An 18,246-nucleotide genomic window follows, 5' to 3' on the forward strand; every position below is an offset into this window, starting at 1 on the left:
TCGTCGCCGAGAGCGACGGCACGGGTTATCATCGCCGATGGACAGACCAAGGATGCGATGATGGACGATCAACAGCGGGATGAATTCTTCGAGCGGCTCTGGACGGGGGCGGCGACGCTGGAGGATTGGACGGCGACGGTGGCGGGTGGTGTCGCCCAGCCGATCGCCGACGACGTCATCACCATCCACACCAGCTATCTGTTCGGCAATGCCACGGCGCTGCGGACCAGCGAAGGGATCGTTCTGATCGACAGCGGCAGCCGCGAGACGGCGGCGCAAACCTTCGCGGTGCTGCGCCGCTGGGACGAGGCGCCTGTTCACACCATCATCTACACCCATGGCCATATCGACCATACCTGGGGCGCCCGCCTTTACGATCAGGAAGCCGACGGCAAAGGGTTCGCCCGTCCCCGCGTCATCGCCCATCGCAATGTGCTCAACCGCTTCAAGCGCTACGACACGACCCATGACCTCAATTCGCTGGTGATGGGCCGCCAGTTCAACCAGCCGGGCTATACATTCCCCGATCAGCATCGCCGGCCCGACGAGGTCTATGACGAGACATTGTCGCTCGACATCGGCGGCACGAAGATCGAGCTGATGCACGGGCGCGGCGAGACCGACGACGCCACTTTCGTCTGGCTGCCGCAGAAACAGATCGTCGCCAGCGGCGATTTCGTCATCTGGGTGTTTCCCAATGCCGGCAACCCCCGCAAAGTGCAGCGCTATGCGCCCGACTGGGCGCGCGCCTTGCGCCAGATGCAGGCGCTGACGCCGGCGGTGCTCGTGCCCGGCCATGGCCCGGTGGTGCGCGGAGCCAAGCGCGTCGATGAAATGCTCGGCAGCGCTGCCGACGTGCTGGAGAGCCTCACCACGCAAACATTGGCGCTGATGAACACGGGCTCGTCCCTCGACGACATCCTTCATAAAGTCAGCGCGCCGCCGGAGCTGTTGGCACGGCCGTGGCTGAAGCCAAAATATGACGATCCGGAATTCGTCGTGCGCAACATCTGGCATCTCTATGCCGGCTGGTTCGACGGCAATCCATCGCACCTGAAGCCGGCGTCGGATGCCGAACTCGCCGCCGAGATCAGCACGCTGGTCGGCGGCGTCGACCGGCTGGCACGCCGCGCGGGCGAATTGGCGGCCAGCGGCCACACGCGGCTGGCGGCGCATCTGATCGAATTCGCCAGCGATGCCATGCCGCAGTCGCCGCAAATCCAGAGCGTGCGCGCTGAGGTCTATGGGCGCTGCGCCGAGGCGGAAACGTCGCTGATCGGCAAGGCGATCTTTTCGGTCTATCAGCGTGATGCGAAGGAGCGGTCAACCGTACCCATCCGCGCCGTGACATTCCCCAGAGACGAGAGCGCGCATGAAACCGAGGAGATTCTTGCCGAGACCGAAGGCGGCCAACAGATTCTAGACTGGCTTGCCAGCTTCCCTGGCTACCTACACGCTGGCGCCGCCTTTGGCGATTTTGAAGTCGTCTCCTTCCATCTGCGCCGTGAAAGCCCAAGCGAACTGGTGTTGAACTTGCCCGACTCTCCCCGCCCGGTGACTGTAACTTTCACGCTTGGCGATTGGATTGATACACGCATAGAAGGCTTCAGCCATCAAAACGTCATCGGCGGCCTGCGCCTGCGTCGTGCCGGCCTGCGAGATACACAGCTCTGGGAACAGGGTGTTGGTATGGTCCCCGGCCTGATCGAAATCGAATTGGAGCCCTGCTTCGGTGCCAACGGCGTCATCCGTGCCACCTTGCAAAAGGTGCATCTGCAATTCTCGTGATTGCTACGCATGTTGGAATATCCGCGTTGCAGCTGCTATGCGAACAGGTCCGATATCGATTCACTTTCGAGTACGCTGATGAGCCTGACAATCCGAAGCGCCAAATCCGATGACGAAAGCGCAGTCACAGCCCTATGGCGTGCCTGCGATCTCGTCGTCAGCTATAACGATCCCGGCGCTGACTTTCGCTTCGCACGCGGCGGCGCGGCATCCGATATTTTGGTTGGGACGGATGCGGCAGGTCGCATCGTCGGCTCCGTCATGGTCGGCCATGATGGCCATCGTGGCTGGCTGTATTATGTGGCTTCCGACCCGACGTCGCGTGGCAGCGGCATCGGCCGGCAGATGGTGACGGCGGGCGAGAATTGGCTGCGGCAGCGGGGCGTCGTCAAAGTGCAATTGCTGGTGCGCGAGACCAATACCAAGGTCATCGGCTTCTACGATCATCTGGGCTATGAGGAGACACCGCGCGTCATCATGGCGAAGTGGCTGGACCGCTGACTGCGATCAGTTTGTCCGCCCGCCGCGATCCGATTGCATTCCACGTCTGATGTTGCGGTATTCGCGTGGGGTAGCCCCAACGACCTGCTTAAATCGCGCCGCGAAATGGCTTTGCCCGCTGAAGCCAACTTCCAACCCTATGTCGACGATTGACTGCTTTGTCGCGTCCAGCAATTCGCAGGCGCGGTTAACGCGTTTGCCCGTGACATATTGATGTGGCGACACACCCGTTCTTGCCTTGAGACGACGCGAAAACTGCAGAGGGCCGAGGTTCAACACGCCAGCCAAACGCGACACATCAATATCCGCGTCGAGATGGGTATGGATATATTCATCGATGATCGCCATCTGCTTGCTGGTCAGAGGTGAGACTGGCAGGCTGGGAGCAATCTTAGCGTCCGTGAAATGTCTCAGCAAACGAACGGCGAGGAGATTGGCGACCGATTCCGCATAGAGCGCTGAAGAGAGCGGATTGGTGGCGGTTTCTCGATACAGCATGAATGCCAGATGCCATATCGTGTCGTCGCGGCCGTTCGGCGTGCCCTGGATGCTGATATCGTCGCGCATATCGAGCTCGGCTGCGACCCGCTTTACAACCCCGCAATCCAATTCGAGCATGACCCGCTCCAAGGAGCCGGTCCAATCAATGGAATGACAAGCCTCAGCGGGATTGATGACAATATTCCTGTTCCCGGCGAGAACCTTCCGCAAGCCAGCGTCTTCATTCCACCACGCGAGATTGGCCCCGCCTCTCAGACATACGCCAATCTGATGAAACTCATGCCGATGGCGCACATGCGCCGGCCGATACGCCTGCTCGTGCTTAACCTCGAGCCATGAGGAATGGGGGGCGTCGGCAAGTGGCTGTGTTCCCAACGACATCTGGCTACACCTGCGCTGCAAAAGTCAGACCTATTTTTTAGCAGCAACCTCCGCCACCAGCAATGTCCGTCGCCTCCCGCCCCAGCGCCCCAAAGCCTTGAGAGCCGGAAATGACGGAAATCAGACAATTCGCCCCGCCGTGATAGACGCGAACTTAACGGCGACTTACAGCCCGGAGATAAGAATTCAGGCCTGGGAGGGCGGCGGACATGACTTGGTTCAAGACCACTTGGCTCAAGACCACTTGGCGCAAGATCGCCGCGTATGGCATCGCCGTTTTGTCGATAAACCTGTCATCGGCGCAAGCCGACACCGCCAAGACCGACCTGGCGCACAACTTTCCCAATCAAATGGTCAGAATAGTCACGCCGATTGGAGCCGGCAGCGCCGTCGACGGGCTGGCGCGCGTCATCGCCGACAAGCTGCAGGACATCTGGAAGCAATCCGTCGTTGTTGAAAATCGACCCGGCATGCCGGGAACCGCGAGTGTGGCGAAAAGCGCCCCCGACGGCTACACGCTCATGATGATGTCAAACGGCCACGTCGTCGGTGGGCTCATCAACAAAAGCCTGTCGTTTGATCCGATCGCGGACTTCCAAGGCGTTATCAAACTCGCATCCGTCCCTCTTGTCTTGGTGACGGAACCCAAGCTCCCGGCAAACACGCTGCAGGAGCTGATCACCCTGGCACGAACGAAGCCTGGCCAGATGAATTATGGGTCGGCGGGTCTCGGCAGCACCTCTTTCCTTTCCGCCGAGCTGTTTAAGAAAATAACCAACACAAATTTCGTTCAAATTCCCTACAAGGGCGGCGGCGATGCGCTGATCGGAATTCTGCGTGGCGATTCTCATATTTATTTTCTGGCGCTCAATCTGACGGTCGAGCAGGCCAAGGGCGGGAATCTCAAAGCGCTGGCGATCGCAACGTCCAAGCGCAGCCCCGCCCTGCCTAATGTTCCAACCTTCGCCGAGGCTGGCCTGCCAGAGTATCAGTACGATGCGTGGTTCGGCGCCATGGCGCCGGCACATACGCCAGTGCCCATCCTGAACAAGATCAATGCCGACATCAGCCGCGTGTTGCAGATGCCCGATGTCATCGAACGGCTGCAGGCACAGGGTTTTGAGCTCACCAGTAGCACGCCCGATGAGTTCAACGAGTTGATGAAGTCAGATGAGAAACTTTATCGAGAGCTTCTGAAAGACACAAGGGTCGGCACGCCCTGACCGACAGAGGCCGTTCTCAACAGACAAGATAGAGATCACAGAACACTGATAACTTCGATGGAGTAAGAACTTATGGCCAGCGATACATTGCAAGCGACCAGCACGAACGCATGGCAGGCGTTGCGCGGCCGATTGGACCAATCGATCCCTTTCGCCAATATGCGCGATACACCCTATTATAGAGATGCTGTCTACGAGCAATTTTCGGCGAAAGAATATGCGCGCCGCTATGAAGCGCTGCGTGCCAAAATGCGCGAGCATCGGCTTGATTGCATGATCGTGCCAGGAGGGCCGAGTCACTGGAGCTTTGGCGGCGGCATGGCGTGGCTTACGGGCCATTGGGAGTGGCATGCGCTGTGCTGCTACATCCTGGTTCCCCTGCACGGTGAGCCCACCATGATCTATTCGATGGGCGGCACGCATGCGGAGGCCGTCCGCCGACTGGTCGAGGTTGCAGTGACGGACGTTCGCCACAGTCGCGGCGGGCGCTATGCCGATGTCATGGTCGAACGGTTGCGCGAACTCAAGCTCGAACGCGGTCGCATCGGCCTGATGGAGATCGACCCACGTCATGGCGATTACATGCCGGTCAATCAATATGAGGTCTTGCGTCGCGGCTTGCCCGACGCGGAACTCATATTCACGAAAGACTTCCTGCACGAACTTCTGGTGATCCACAGCGAGGAAGAACTCGCCTGCGTCCGCAAAGCCGGAGTGCTGACGCAACGCGCCATGGAAGCCCTCGTCGCCCGCGCCAAGCCGGGCGTGAAGGAATATGAACTGCGCGCGGCGGCGGCGAACGCGATCCTGGAAGGCGGCGGCGATATCGACTTTCTCATCATCGGCTCGACCCCGATGGCAAACCCGGCGATGATTTTCGGCAACCCTCGCCCTTCGAGCCGGGTGCTGCAGAAGGGCGATATCATCAATATGGAGCTTGCCGCGGCCTATCGAGGCTATACCGCTCAGATTGGCTCACCCGTCTGTATCGGCGAACCGACCGATATGGTGCGCAAATTCTGGGAAGACATCACCCTGCCCGGCTATCGCAAAATCGTCGCCGAAATCGCTCCTGGCAAGCCGGTCATCAACATGTGGGAAGCGTCGAAATTCTTTCGCGAGAAAGGCGTGCAATCAAGGCCGATCCATTGCCACGGCATTGATCTTGTCACCGACGAACCCCATGTCACGACGGAATATGGCAGCCAGCATCACACGGTCGAATTGCTGAAGCCGGGGATGATCATCATGGCGGAACCCAACCCGATCACCATGGATGGGCTTTTCGGCATTTTCCTGGGGCACACCTTCATTCTCAACGAGCATGGCCACGAAGTCGTCGATACATTTCCATTGGAATTGGCAATCGCAGGCACTTGAGCGCAGGCTCCACGAACCAGGCGCGTCAGGCCCACAAAGCGTGAGCCGGCGCGCCACTCCTATTTGTCTTCGACCTGCGCCTGAAGATTGTCGCGCAGCACCCCCAGAACAGTGCGCGCCGTTTCGATATCCTTGAGCGTCAGGCCCTCGGCCACGCTTTCGGCCCAGGGTATCTGCAACTTCAACGCCCGGTCGTAAACGGTCTTACCGTGTTCGCTGAGACTGACCAGTTGCGCGCGCCGGTGATGCGGATTCGGCTCGAAGGCGACGAGCCCTTCTTTTTCCAGATCGTTGACGATGCGTTGGACGTTCTGCCGGTTCGCGCCCATGTCACGCGCCAACCATGCGACAGGCTGCGGGCGATCGGCGGCCACGATGGCGCCGAGAACCTGCCAGCGCGCGCTGGTCAACCGCAGTTCGGCGACGAGCCTGTCTCCGGCCGTCAGCATGCGGTTATTGACCTGAAACAGATCCAGAATGAGGTCGGTCACGGCCGCCCCCGTCGTGGTTCTTTTGTTCTTTACCATGGGCACCATACACCTTAATTGACATTATGATGTCAATATGCAAGATGACACCATGATGCCAATATAGTTCATCGTAGGAGCGTGTCATGCCGGTTCGGCGCCCCATGGATCCCGCTTTTCCAATCGAAAAGCAGATTGCCATCGATGCATCGCCTGTCGTTCTGGTGAACGTCTTCACCCTCGATATCGCCGACGAAGAGACGTTTCTCGCCGCCTGGCGCAACGACGCCGATTTCATGACACAGCAGCCGGGATGCATCTCGACGCAGCTTCACCGCGCCATCGGCGACAGCCCGACCTATCTCAACTACGCCGTCTGGGAATCGACGGCGGCGTTCCGGGCCGCCTTTACGCATCCGGAGTTTCATGCCCGGCTGGCGAGCTATCCGTCGAGCGCCGTCGCCTCGCCGCATCTGTTCCAGAAGATCGCGGTTCCCGGCATCTGCGTCACATAGACCCCTTCCAAGGTTGCAAGGAGAAAGCCATGGCCATGCGTTTGCTCTTCAACATATTGGCGATTTCGGGAGCCGCGATGTTCGCCGGCGTCATGCTGGCGATCGGCGTCATCCTCGGCGCCTATTGGAAAAGCTTACCGCCGCAAGGGTTTCTCGACTGGTTCAGCCAGAACAATCATTTCGTGGCGCAAGTCATTCCGTTCGTCGTCGCTCCCGCCCTAATCGGTCTCGCGGGCTCGCTATACATCAGTTGGGGCGACACGACAGGGCGCACGCTCTGGCTGGTCGCCTCAGCTTGCATCATCGCGGTTCTGGCTGTGACGTTTGCCTATCATCTGCCGAGCAATGCGCAATTTGCCGCCAAAGCCGTACCTCTGGATCAAGTCTCCGGAAAACTCGACAGCTGGCTCCTGCTCCACAGTCTGCGCATTGTTCTGGCGCTCGTCGCCTCCATCCTCGGCATTGTCGCGATCGCGCGTTGAACGCCCAGTTCACACCTTCGGCAGCAGCGCGATGATCTCGCTATGGGCAATGCCCTTAGCCGCCGAGGCGATGTCGCCGTTCTTCAGCGCCTCCGCCGCCTGGACGAGATCAGCCATGACGCGGCGGTAGAGCGCGCCGCCGAGGCTGACGCGCTTGACGCCCGCTTCTTCCAAAACTTTCAACGGCACCGGGCCGCTGCGCGGTCCCACAACCACATTGACCGGCTTGGGCGCTACGGCGCGCACGACTTTCTTGATCGCATCGAGATCCGGCAGGCCGGGCGCATAGAGCACGTCGGCACCCAGTTCCGCGAAAGCAACAAGGCGGCGGATGGTGTCGTCGAGATCGGGCCGGCCTTGCAGGAAATTGTCGGTGCGCGCGGTGAGCACGATGCGGCCGCGCGCCGCCTGCACCGCGCCTTTGATGCGCGCCACGGCAGCGTCGAAATCATGGATCGGATGCTGCGGATCAGCGGTCGTGTCCTCGATGCCCAATCCGGCAAGGCCGCCGGCGATGGCGGCGCGCACAGTGAGCGCGCAATCTTCCGGCGAAGGACCGAAACCATCTTCAAGATCGCCATTGATCGGCAGGCCGGTGAGCCGCGCCAGCATACTGGCGTTCTCCATCGCAATATCGCGGCTGATCGCATGGAAGCCATCGAGCCGGCCAAGCGCGAAGGCAATGGCCAGCGATGTGGAACCCAAGGCCTCGAAGCCGGCGCGCTTCAGCAGCACCGCTGAAGCGCCATCCCAGGCATTGGGCATGATGAAGGTGCGCGCATGCAGCGCCAGAAAATGCTCATAAGCTTGCGGCTGAGACATGAGAGGCCTCCCGATGGGGGCGCGACTGTCGGACGAACCAGCGCGCCAGGCAAATCATGGCTGGGCTGCGATTATGGATCCTCGCCGGGCTTTGTGGTGAAGGCATCGGCCCATTCCGGACGCTTGGCGTATTGCGCCCGCACATAGGGGCAACGCGGCACGATCTTGAAGCCGGATTGGCGGGCGTCGGCCACCATATGTTCGACAAGAGCGAGCGCCACGCCGGTGCCGCGCATAGCCGGCGGCGCGCCGGTGTGGTCGGCGCTGACGATGCCCGGGCCTTCAATGGTGAAAGCGATTTCCGCCTCGGCGTCGATGCCGGCGACGTGCGCCACGTAGCGGCCGTGGCTGGCGTCGCGCATGTCTTTCGTGATGGTGATCGCGCTCATGAATCCTTCAACCCCGCGTTGCCCCTGCCTCTTGGGCTCCCCTTCCGTCGATATCGCCTGGTTTCGCCGCCGTCGAGGGCGCCATCGGCCCAATTGAGCAAAAGCGGCCAGGAACGCCGTGTGGTCGCATCCCCACACAAGCCAAAAAAGCTTTATGCCACAGAAAGATAGGCCGATAGCGGGGCTGGCGTTGGCAGAATCATCGCTATACGATGCAGGAATCGCGCGGGAATGTGGCCAGGGGCTTGGCTGCCGCGATTGGGGCTTTGGGCACAATGTTCGGATGGCAGGTTTCCAGGCTCGGCATCGCCATGCCGAGGCGCAATGGCGCGTTTCTTTCCGGTGTGTCGGTGATGACCCTACTGCTAGCCAGCAGCCTAGGCATCGTGCTCACATCTGGCTCGGCCATCGGTCAGGAAATTCTTTACAGCGGCGGCAGAGGCGGCAATGGCACGCCGGATGCCGGCGGCATCGTTGGCGGCGGCGGGGGCGGTGGCGGCTTTGGCCCAGGCGGAAGCGCTGACATCAATCCCGGTCAATCTGGCTCAGCGACAGACGGCGGAAGCAGTGGCAGCGGAAACGCGGGTGGCGCCGGCGGCGGAACAGTTTCGAATTCGACGCCTTTGGCTCAGGGTTATGTGGGTGGCAACGGCGTCACCAGTCTCTCCGGCGGCGGCGGTGGCGGCACTGGCCTTGTGCTAACCGGCAACGGTTCCACAGACACGAATGGACGAACCATCACTGGCGGCGTGGGCGGCGGTGTCATCGCTGCAAGCAGCGGCCGCGGCAGCGGCGGCGGCGGAACCGGTCTTCTCGCACAGGATGGCCGTAACGTCCTGATCAACAGCAGCACCATCAGCGGCGGCGATGGCGGGAATGGCGACTTCACTAACCCCAATAATTTCTCGCATGGCGGCGGCGGTGGTGCGGGTATCTTTCTGCAATCAGGTGGCAGTATCAGCAACGTCAGCGGCAACGTTCAGGGCGGCAACGGTGGCTATGGTTCGTTTGGCGGCGATGGCGGCGATGGCGGGGCCGGTATATTGGCCAACAATGGCAGCATCGAAAACGCTGGCATCATCACCGGCGGCGTCGGTGGCTCTACAGCCTATATACAATTTCCCCAGCTCGCAGGCCGCAGCGGTGTCGGAGGTGCCGGTATCGAGGCTTGGGGCACGACGATCACCAATATGGCCAGTGGTCAGATCACTGGGGGTATGGGCGGGGCAAATATATACGCGGGCGTTGGCGGCGATGGCGTGATGCTCCGCTCTGGAGCACCAAGCGTCCTGACCAACAACGGCAGCATCACAGGCGGCGTCGGTGCGCAATCCTATGGGTTTGGCGGCGTCGATGGCCAAGCCGCCGCGGGTGGCGCCGGCGTCAGCCTCGCGACAGGCAGTGTCCTCGACAATGAAGCCGGTGTCATAACCGGCGGTCGAGGTGGATATGCTTTCGCCGGCACGAGCGGCGGCTTTGCGGGCGCAGGTGGCGCCGGCGTGCGGCTAGGCGGGGGCACAGTCAACAACAGTAGCAGCATCACCGGCGGCAATGGCGGCGTCGCCGATGGCAGCCTTGGAAACACCCTGGGACGCAGCGGTGGAAATGGTGGTTCCGGGATCGATGCGACTGGCGGCACAATCAACAATCGGACGAACGGAACCATCACGGGTGGAGACGGCGGGATTGCCGGGACTGAGGTCGCGGGCATCGGCGGCGCTGGCGTGCGCGCCAGCGGCGCTACCATCAACAACGACGGTGCGATTACGGGAGGCATTGGCGGCGCAGCCAATGGCGCCGTGGAGGCCGGCGCCGGCGGCACCGGGATCTCCGGCGCCAACCTCACCATCATCAACAGCGGCACGATCATCGGCGGCATGAGCGGCGACGGCGCGGTGCAGGCCGATGCCATCACTTTCACTGGTGGCGCCAACAAGCTGACCATCGGCACCGCTGTCGCCGACATCAACGGCGCTATCGCCATCAACGGCGGCTCGCTGACCTTAGACCAGTCGGCCAACAACACGGAAATCTTCAGCGACATTATCGGCATTGGGTCGGTCGAGAAGACCGGCACGGCCACCGTCCTGCTCTCTGGCATCAACACCTATTCGGGCGGCACGACCGTCACCCAAGGCATTCTCGACCTCGACGGCCCCCAGCCCTTGGGCACCGGAACGGTGACGATGAACGGCGGCACGCTGCGCGTCGCCACGACCGGCTGCGGTTGCGGTGGCAGCGTCATCGACCTGTTGAACGATGTCGTCATCAATGCCGCCGGCGGCACGTTCGATGCGGCCTCTGGCGTCATGGTTTTGCTCGGCAATATCACCGACGGCAACGGCCGCGGCACTTTGACGATCACGGGTGATGGTGGTGAGTTTGGCGGCTTCGTCGTCTTCCTCGGCAACAACACCTATAGCGGCCCGACTCATATCACCGCCAACGGAATTCTGCTGGCGGGTTCCGAGACGGCCCTCTCGGCGAATTCCGACTATATCGTCGACGGCATTCTCGATATGGGCGGCTTCAACACCACTGTGCGTTCGCTGTCGGGCGCCAGCACCGGCCAGGTCGGCAGTTCCGGCTTCGGCAACCCCGTGACGCTGACCCTCAACGCCACGAGCGGTACCAGCACTTACAACGGCATCATTCTCGATGGCGGCAGCGACCCCGTGTCCGTCGTCAAGACCGGCGCCGGCAAACAGGTGCTCGCCGGCATCAACACCTATACCGGCTCAACGACCGTCAATGCTGGCATCTTGAGCATCGATGGCTCCATCGCCTCCTCATCAGAGGTGATCGTGAATTCGGGCGGCACGCTATCGGGCAATGGCATCGTCAGCACGACGACCATCAATGCGGGCGGCACATTGGCGCCGGGCAATTCCATCGGCACGCTGACCGTGCAGGGCAATCTCACCTTCATGGCCGGATCGGCCTATCAGGTCGAGGTGTCGCCCTCGAACGCCGATCGCGTCAATGTCACGGGCATCGCCACGCTCAATGGCGCCACCTTGTCGGCCTTCTATGAGCCGGGCGCCTATGTCACCAAACGCCATACGGTTCTCAATGCGGCCGGCGGCGTCAACGGCACCTTTAGCGGCCCGGTCAACACCAACCTGCCAACGAATTTTTCGACGGCGCTGAACTATGACAACAACAACGCCTATCTCGATCTGACGCTCAACTACGTGCCACCGGGACCGCCGTATTTCGGCAACGGCCTGACGGTGAACCAGGCGAATGTCGCCACTGCGCTGGTCAACTCGTTCAACACAGCCGGCGGCATTCCGCTGGTGTTGGGCGGTCTGACGGCAGGCGGCTTGACGCAAGCCTCGGGGGAATCCGCGACCGGCCTCCAGCAAGCGACATTCAACGTGATGGATCGCTTCCTCAATCTGATGACCGATCCCTATGCCAGCGGCCGCACCACCGCGATGCTGCCGATGTCTTACGCGCCTTTGCCCCGTGGCACACAGCCCCTCATGGTGACCCAGCAGCAGCGCTGGAGCGTCTGGGCGGCGGGCTATGGCAGCACGCAGACGACCAGGGGCAATGCCTTCGTCGGCTCCAATACCAACACCGCCGGCATCTATGGTTTCGCGGCCGGCGCTGACTATCGCGTCTCGCCCGACACCCTCCTCGGCTTTGCGCTCGGGGGGGCGGGCACCAGCTATCACCTCAGCACGGGTCTGGGCAGCGGTTCCTCGAATGTCTTCCAGGCCGGCATCTACGGCCGCCACACGTTCGGCCCCGCTTATGTGGCGGGCTCCTTGGCCTATGGCTGGCAAGATGTGACGACCGACCGGCGCGTAATGTTCGATCAGCTGCGCGCCAGGTTTAACGCCCATATGTTCTCCGGGCGCCTCGAAACGGGTTATCGCTTCGCCACGCCCTTTGGCGGCCTGACGCCCTATGCGGCGGGACAGTTCACCAACATCGCGCTACCGGCCTATCAGGAACAGGCGATCACGGGCCCGGGCGTCTTCGCCCTGTCCTATGGCTCCAAGAGCGTCACCGCCTGGCGCAGCGAGCTGGGCCTGCGCGGCGACAAGGCCATCGAGATGGGGGACGCTACGCTCACTCTGCGCAGCCGCCTCGCCTGGGCCCATGATTTCAACCCGGATCGCAGCATCTCCGCATCGTTCCTGAACCTTCCGGCCTCGGGCTTCATCGTCAACGGCGCGGCGCAAGCCCGTAACGCGGCGCTGGTCTCGGCGGGGGCGGAGATGAAATGGCATAATGGCTGGTCGATCGCCGGCTCGTTCGAGGGGTCTTTCTCCAATCGCGGCAATGGCTATGCGGGCAAGGGCTCGCTGCGCTATCAATGGTGAGATGACGCTGCCTTTGACGAATGCGCCATCCATGGTTGAGATGGCGCATTCGGACGCTGGGACGTCCCTTCGTTCGCGAAAGAGGGCAGCATGATGATCGCAACAAAAACCGGAGCTTGGAAAGCCGGAATTTGGCGGCGCACCACACTCGCCATCGCCGTCGCGGTTCTGGCGGCCGCCTTCCACACAGCCCCCGCCGCAGCGAAATCGCGCTCGCTCAGCGGCACCGTGACTTATCGCGAGCGGATGGCCCTGCCGCCTTCGTCTCTTGTCGAGGTGCAGTTGGTGGATATCTCGCTGGCTGATGCTCCAGCCAGGGTTTTGGCCCGGACCACTTTGTGGCCGCGTCGTCAGGTGCCGCTGCGCTATCGCCTGCGCTATGACGATACGCAGATCATCGCCAACCACACCTATGCCTTACAGGCGCGCATCACGCTCGGCGGCCGGCTGCTGTTCATCAATACGACGCGTCACAGCCTGTCGGCCGATGGGCTTGCTGGCGGACGCGAGGGATTTGGCGATACCGACATCCTGGTCGAGCGCGTCGCCGACAGCCCACGCACGCAGGAACCGGCGGCTCCTGCCCGACCCGACGGACGCTGGCTTGCCGAGGACATCGGTGGTGGCGGCGTCATCGACCGCTTACAGACCGTGCTGGAAATCGCGCCCAATGGCGCGGTGAGCGGCAGCGGCGGCTGCAACCGCATGGTTGGCAAAGCTAATATCGCCGGCGACCGGCTGAGCTTCGGCCCGATCGCCAGCACCAAAATGGCCTGCCCGCCTGCGGCGATGAATCAAGAAGCGAAATTCTTCGCGGCCCTGGCCGATGTGCGCGCCTGGCGCGTCGATGCTATCCGGCAAAAGCTGATCCTGCTTGACGCACAAGGCCGCACCATCATCACGCTGGCCCGGATGTAGGATCAGCCGGAAGCCTCCGTCATTCATCCTTTTGATAAATCAACCGTGCCTTGCTGAAATCGCGGGCGCGCAAATCCTCGCGCTTGATCCAGATATAATAGAGACCATTGAAGTCGTTGATGTCGTTGTCATAGGCGCCGATCTGCAGCAGCAAAACCCATTGCTGCGCTGATCGCTCAAGCCGTTTGAAGACATCACGATAGTTCATCTGCGTGATATCGACACCCGCGTCCGCGGCGGCGAGATCGATCGTCATCTCTTTCTTGATATTCTCCGGCCAACCGCCAAGACGATTGGACGCCTCGAGATGGGTGGGCTGGAGATCGCTCCAGTTCTCGTGCGGATAGGGTCTGTTCAGATAGCTCGGTGTGATCGGCGCCGCGCGCTGATCCGGCAGCGTATAGGTGAAAACAGGCCGAAACCGCGCCGACGGCAGGCAATTGCGATAGACATCAATGCCACCAAACAAAGGATAACCGAGATCGGGCGCCGTCTTCCGTGTCAGCTGATCGGTTTCCACATGGATGAGCTGAAAGAGCCGATTGCCATTGGGCTCCTGGCCCGTCTGCGGATTGAATACGAGATCGTAGAAAAGTAAGAGCCGGCCCGCGCGCGGGATATCCTCATCGAGCCGCCCCGCAGCGGCGCAGACAGCCAGATCGATCTGCGTCATGAAGGCCAATGGCGCGACGCGCTTGGCCAAGGCCTCCTTCAGCGCGATCTGGCGCTTGAGGTCTTCGTCCGAATTGTCTGCTTCATACTTGCGCAGGGTTTCTATCGTAGCCAGACCAAAGACTGTCGGCTGGCGTAACGGCCAGATGAAATCACGCGGCACATCAGGTGAACCACCAATCTTGCCGGCGCCCACAGCGATCTCGCTGTCTTCAACCGCTGTCGACTGCAAGGCGATGGAGGGCTTGGCGAGGGCCAGCAGCGTTTGGACTTCGTCGGTCGATATGCCTGTCGCGGTCAGCGAGGCGGACAATTCATCGAGTGTTCGATAAGGCCCAGACCGGAAGGTCGCAGCGTTCTGCGCACTCAGTTGACGCGGCAAAGCCGCGCAAAAACCCGCGGCACCGATCATCTTGAAAAACTGCCGCCGCGGGAATTGCACGGGACTACGACGTGTAAACCCGTTCATCGCAGAAGAGTCCGGAAATCGTAGGGAGGGAAGATGGCGGGAGGGGGAAGATACGCGCCCACGCCATGAGGAGCAACTTTCTCGCACACGTATGCATGGCGATCTCATGTATATGAGCGCCAAGATCAGGACGTTTACGCAAATCATTGCACAACAAGATGCGCGCCGCCTGGCAGGCAGCGCGCAAACCTCACTAGATCGGTAGGTACCTACCCACAGCTATTTCGCTTTGCCATGCATCCACCTGACACTTTGTCCCGAGCAGGCTTCTACCGCTCGCTCTGGATCCCCGCGCAGCCGCTGCGCGGCTGTCTGGGATACACCGAGCGCTTATCAACAACCGTCAGACCGCTTCGGCACGCAGGGAGGCCATGTCGATGACGAAGCGATATTTCACGTCGTTCTTTTCCATGCGCTTATAGGCTTCGTTCACCGCCTGGATCGGCACGATCTCGATATCGCTGACGATCTTATGCTCGGCGCAGAAGTCGATCATCTCCTGCGTTTCGGCCATGCCGCCGATGGCGGAGCCGGCCATGCTTTTACGCCCCATCATCAGATTGCCACCGATGGGTGGCGGCGTCAGCTCCGTCAGGGCGCCGACGAGCACCATGGTGCCATCGAGCTTCAACAGGGCAAGATAGGGATTGACGTCATGGCCCACAGGAACGGTGTTGAGTAGAAAGTGAAAGCTCCCCGCGTGTTTGGCCATTTGCTCGGCATCACGAGAGACCAGAACTTCGTCAGCGCCCAGCCGCTTCGCATCCTGGCCCTTCTCCGGCGACGTGGTGATCATCACCACATGGGCGCCCAACGCCTTGGCGAATTTCACACCCATATGGCCAAGGCCACCCAGGCCGATGACGCCGACTTTCTGGCCCGGCCCGACCTTCCAATGCCGCAATGGCGACCAGGTGGTGATGCCGGCGCACAACAGCGGCGCTGCCCCGGCAAGATCGAGCGATTTCGGAATATGGACGACAAAGCGTTCGTCGACGACGATCTCTTCCGAGTAACCGCCGAACGTCAATTGCGTGCCGCTGCGATCATGCGAATTGTAGGTCCAAGTCGGAACCTCTTCGCAGTACATTTCCAAATCCGCTTTGCAGGCGGCGCAGTGGCGGCAGGAATCGACCATGCAGCCGACGCCGGCAAAATCACCGACCTTCAGCTTGCGCACATTGGCGCCTATAGCAGCGACACGGCCGACGATCTCATGGCCTGGCACCATCGGATAAAGCGAATTGCTCCAGTCGTTGCGCGCCTGATGCAGATCGGAATGGCAGATGCCGGAATAAAGAATGTCGATGCGAACATCGTTCGGCCCTGGATCGCGCCGCTCGAAAGAGAATGGCGCCAGCGCGGATTGGGCATCCTGAACCGCGTAACCACGAACTTTGTACATATATAGCCTCCAGAGAGCCGCCGTTGGAGCTGCTAGATAGTGCGGGACATCCACCACAATTAGATGTCACAATCGGGTTAGTCTTATGAACTGGATGCATAAATGAAACGGGACGATCTCAGCGATCTCGCCCTCTTCGCGGCCGTGGCCGAACAGAAGAGTTTCACCCGCGCCGCCGCCCTGCTCGGCATGTCGCAATCGGCGCTGAGCCACGCCATGAAAGCGCTGGAGGGGCGGCTCGGCCTGCGGCTGCTGGCGCGCACGACCCGCAGCGTGGAGACGACGGAAGCCGGGGAGCGCCTGCTGTGCGCCCTCAAGCCCGCCTTCGACGACATCGCCCACGAATTGACTGCGCTCGGTGAGTTGCGCGACAGGCCTAGCGGCACCATCCGCATCACCGCCGGCCGGCACGCGGCCACCTCTTGCCTGTGGCCGGCGCTGCGGCGCTTTCTGCCGAAACATCCCGATGTCCAGGTGGAGGTTTCGGTTGACGCCGGCCTCACCGACATTGTCGCCGGCCGCTTTGATGCGGGCATCCGGATCGGCGAACAGATCGAGAAGGATATGATCGCGGTACGTGTCAGCCCGCCGCTGCGCTCGATCGTCGTCGGCGCGCCCTCCTATTTCAAGAAACATCCCGCGCCCCGGCGGCCACAGGATCTCGCCGATCACGACTGCATCAATTACCGCTTCGCCACCGCCGGCAGTCTCTACGTCTGGGAATTCGAGAAGAGCGGCCGGCCGATGAAAGTGCGGGTCAATGGCAGGCTCATCTTCAACGATGCCGAGATGATCATCGAGGCCGTGCTCGCTGGCCACGGCCTCGCCAATGTGTTCGAGGATCAGGTGAAATCCCACATCACCGCCGGCCGCCTGCGCACGGTCCTGAACGAATGGTGCTCGCCTTATCCGGGCTATTACCTCTATTACCCCAGCCGCCGGCAGACACCGGCGTTGAAGGCCTTGATCGAGGCGATGCGCATTTAGCGCGCCAGGCGTTGCGCCGTCGTCTGCGAAATGCCGGTCTGGCCGGTGGTGTAGGCTTGCGTCAGCAGGCTGCGGATATAGTCGCCGGCCACAACGGGCTCATAGACCCCACGCGTCGCCTCGCAGCTCGACAGAGTGGCAATGGTGGCGCGCGGATTTGGATAGGCGAAGAAGGAAATCGACAAGCGCGGACGCGGGCTTAGATTGCGCACACGATGCAAGGTGGAAACATAGAGATCATTGGTCCAACGCGACAGCAGGTCGCCGACATTGATGACGAATGTGCCGGCCTTCGGCGGCACATCGATCCATTCGCCACCCGCATTCTGCGCCTGCAGGCCACCAACATCATCCTGCTGCAGGATGGTGAAAGTGCCGTAGTCGGTATGCGGCGAAAATCCCCATAGACGATCGGCAACAGCGGGATCGACCGCCGGATAATGATTGAAGGAGTGGATGCAGCCGAGCCGGTCGTGGAAATCCTCCAGATAGGTCTCGGGCATGCCAACGCTCAGGGAAAAGGCGCGGGAGAGCTGGCGAGCCAGCCGCACTTTATTGGCAATGGCCGTTTCAATCGCCGTCCTGAAACCAGGCAAGGCCGCCTCGGGCAACCATTGCGACCGGCCGGCGGGTGACGTCTCATCGATCACCTCTCCCGGATAGAGAGCCCGCGACGAATAAAGCCGCTCCTTACGATCGGCCTTGGTCAGTTTCTCGGCATCGGGCTCAAGGCCGCCGGTCTGGATGAACCCGAGGTTGGCCTCGTTGTTGCGGGCGAGGATCAGTTCCTTTTGCGCCGTCGACAAGGCAAAGAATTGCTTGCCGAACGCGACCGTCGCCTCCATCTCGGTGCCGGCAATGCCGTGACCGGTGATATAGAAGAAGCCAATATCGATACAGGCCTGGCGGATGGCTCCGGCCACTTCTTGCCGCTCCTGGACAGATCCACCCGCCGCGAAGGGCGACAGATTGATGACCGGAACGCTCGACACGCTGCTTCTCGTTTCGC

General features: G+C 61.4%; 16 protein-coding genes. 9 read left to right on the forward strand and 7 right to left on the reverse strand.

The window, feature by feature from the left end; all coding sequences use genetic code 11:
* Positions 1-60: 60 nt before the first annotated feature.
* Both BLW50_RS12375 and BLW50_RS12380 read left to right on the forward strand, forming a co-directional pair.
* Positions 61-1,788: an alkyl sulfatase dimerization domain-containing protein gene (locus BLW50_RS12375; protein ID WP_170850126.1), complete on the forward strand. Its 1,728-nt coding sequence runs from the start codon at positions 61-63 to the stop codon at positions 1,786-1,788.
* A gap of 78 nt (positions 1,789-1,866) precedes the next feature.
* Entirely contained in the window at positions 1,867-2,289 is a 423-nt protein-coding gene (locus BLW50_RS12380) for a GNAT family acetyltransferase (protein ID WP_090709060.1), read from the forward strand.
* 6 nt (positions 2,290-2,295) lie between these two features.
* On the opposite strand, the gene BLW50_RS12385 is transcribed toward BLW50_RS12380, so the two are convergent.
* The gene (locus BLW50_RS12385) at positions 2,296-3,171 is read right to left on the reverse strand and encodes a helix-turn-helix domain-containing protein (RefSeq protein ID WP_090702500.1); all 876 of its coding nucleotides are present in this window, start codon (positions 3,169-3,171) and stop codon (positions 2,296-2,298) included.
* A gap of 209 nt (positions 3,172-3,380) precedes the next feature.
* On the opposite strand from BLW50_RS12385, the gene BLW50_RS12390 reads away from it, so the two are divergent.
* Together BLW50_RS12390 and BLW50_RS12395 are read left to right on the forward strand one after the other, a co-directional pair.
* Complete coding sequence (locus tag BLW50_RS12390; protein ID WP_090702504.1) at positions 3,381-4,394, forward strand: Bug family tripartite tricarboxylate transporter substrate binding protein; 1,014 nt, start codon at positions 3,381-3,383, stop codon at positions 4,392-4,394.
* 72 nt (positions 4,395-4,466) lie between these two features.
* Positions 4,467-5,774, forward strand: a complete 1,308-nt coding sequence (locus tag BLW50_RS12395) for a M24 family metallopeptidase (RefSeq protein WP_090702507.1) — start codon at positions 4,467-4,469, stop codon at positions 5,772-5,774.
* A gap of 59 nt (positions 5,775-5,833) precedes the next feature.
* On the opposite strand, the gene BLW50_RS12400 is transcribed toward BLW50_RS12395, so the two are convergent.
* Positions 5,834-6,301 (reverse strand): MarR family winged helix-turn-helix transcriptional regulator, encoded by a 468-nt coding sequence (locus BLW50_RS12400; RefSeq protein WP_090709064.1) that lies wholly within the window; start codon positions 6,299-6,301, stop codon positions 5,834-5,836.
* A gap of 86 nt (positions 6,302-6,387) precedes the next feature.
* On the opposite strand from BLW50_RS12400, the gene BLW50_RS12405 reads away from it, so the two are divergent.
* Positions 6,388-6,756 carry an antibiotic biosynthesis monooxygenase family protein gene (locus BLW50_RS12405; RefSeq protein ID WP_090702511.1) on the forward strand — a complete coding sequence of 123 codons (369 nt, stop codon included), beginning with the start codon at positions 6,388-6,390 and terminating at the stop codon, positions 6,754-6,756.
* A 29-nt stretch (positions 6,757-6,785) separates the two neighbouring features.
* The gene (locus BLW50_RS12410; protein ID WP_244544224.1) at positions 6,786-7,238 is read left to right on the forward strand and encodes an anthrone oxygenase family protein; all 453 of its coding nucleotides are present in this window, start codon (positions 6,786-6,788) and stop codon (positions 7,236-7,238) included.
* Positions 7,239-7,247: 9 nt separating this feature from the next.
* On the opposite strand, the gene BLW50_RS12415 is transcribed toward BLW50_RS12410, so the two are convergent.
* Positions 7,248-8,060, reverse strand: coding sequence for an isocitrate lyase/PEP mutase family protein (locus tag BLW50_RS12415; RefSeq protein WP_090702514.1), 813 nt, complete (start codon positions 8,058-8,060; stop codon positions 7,248-7,250).
* 71 nt (positions 8,061-8,131) lie between these two features.
* Entirely contained in the window at positions 8,132-8,449 is a 318-nt protein-coding gene (locus BLW50_RS12420) for a GNAT family N-acetyltransferase (protein ID WP_090702517.1), read from the reverse strand.
* A gap of 275 nt (positions 8,450-8,724) precedes the next feature.
* On the opposite strand from BLW50_RS12420, the gene BLW50_RS31250 reads away from it, so the two are divergent.
* The gene (locus tag BLW50_RS31250) at positions 8,725-12,786 is read left to right on the forward strand and encodes an autotransporter domain-containing protein (protein WP_090702520.1); all 4,062 of its coding nucleotides are present in this window, start codon (positions 8,725-8,727) and stop codon (positions 12,784-12,786) included.
* A gap of 90 nt (positions 12,787-12,876) precedes the next feature.
* Positions 12,877-13,704, forward strand: coding sequence for a YbaY family lipoprotein (locus tag BLW50_RS12430; protein WP_090702524.1), 828 nt, complete (start codon positions 12,877-12,879; stop codon positions 13,702-13,704).
* 19 nt (positions 13,705-13,723) lie between these two features.
* On the opposite strand, the gene BLW50_RS12435 is transcribed toward BLW50_RS12430, so the two are convergent.
* Positions 13,724-14,788: a DUF1963 domain-containing protein gene (locus tag BLW50_RS12435; protein WP_090702528.1), complete on the reverse strand. Its 1,065-nt coding sequence runs from the start codon at positions 14,786-14,788 to the stop codon at positions 13,724-13,726.
* A 400-nt stretch (positions 14,789-15,188) separates the two neighbouring features.
* A complete protein-coding gene (locus BLW50_RS12440) occupies positions 15,189-16,250 on the reverse strand; it encodes an NAD(P)-dependent alcohol dehydrogenase (RefSeq protein ID WP_090702531.1) in 1,062 nt (353 codons plus the stop codon).
* 102 nt (positions 16,251-16,352) lie between these two features.
* On the opposite strand from BLW50_RS12440, the gene BLW50_RS12445 reads away from it, so the two are divergent.
* Positions 16,353-17,237, forward strand: coding sequence for a LysR family transcriptional regulator (locus BLW50_RS12445; RefSeq protein ID WP_090702534.1), 885 nt, complete (start codon positions 16,353-16,355; stop codon positions 17,235-17,237).
* Here the strand turns inward: BLW50_RS12445 and BLW50_RS12450 are convergent.
* On the reverse strand, positions 17,234-18,229 hold the full coding sequence (locus tag BLW50_RS12450) for an isopenicillin N synthase family dioxygenase (protein ID WP_170850127.1): 996 nt from the start codon (positions 18,227-18,229) through the stop codon (positions 17,234-17,236). The genes BLW50_RS12445 and BLW50_RS12450 overlap by 4 nt on opposite strands.
* Positions 18,230-18,246: the final 17 nt, after the last annotated feature.

The organism is Beijerinckia sp. 28-YEA-48 (genome assembly GCF_900104955.1).
In the GTDB taxonomy this organism is placed as follows: domain Bacteria; phylum Pseudomonadota; class Alphaproteobacteria; order Rhizobiales; family Beijerinckiaceae; genus Terripilifer.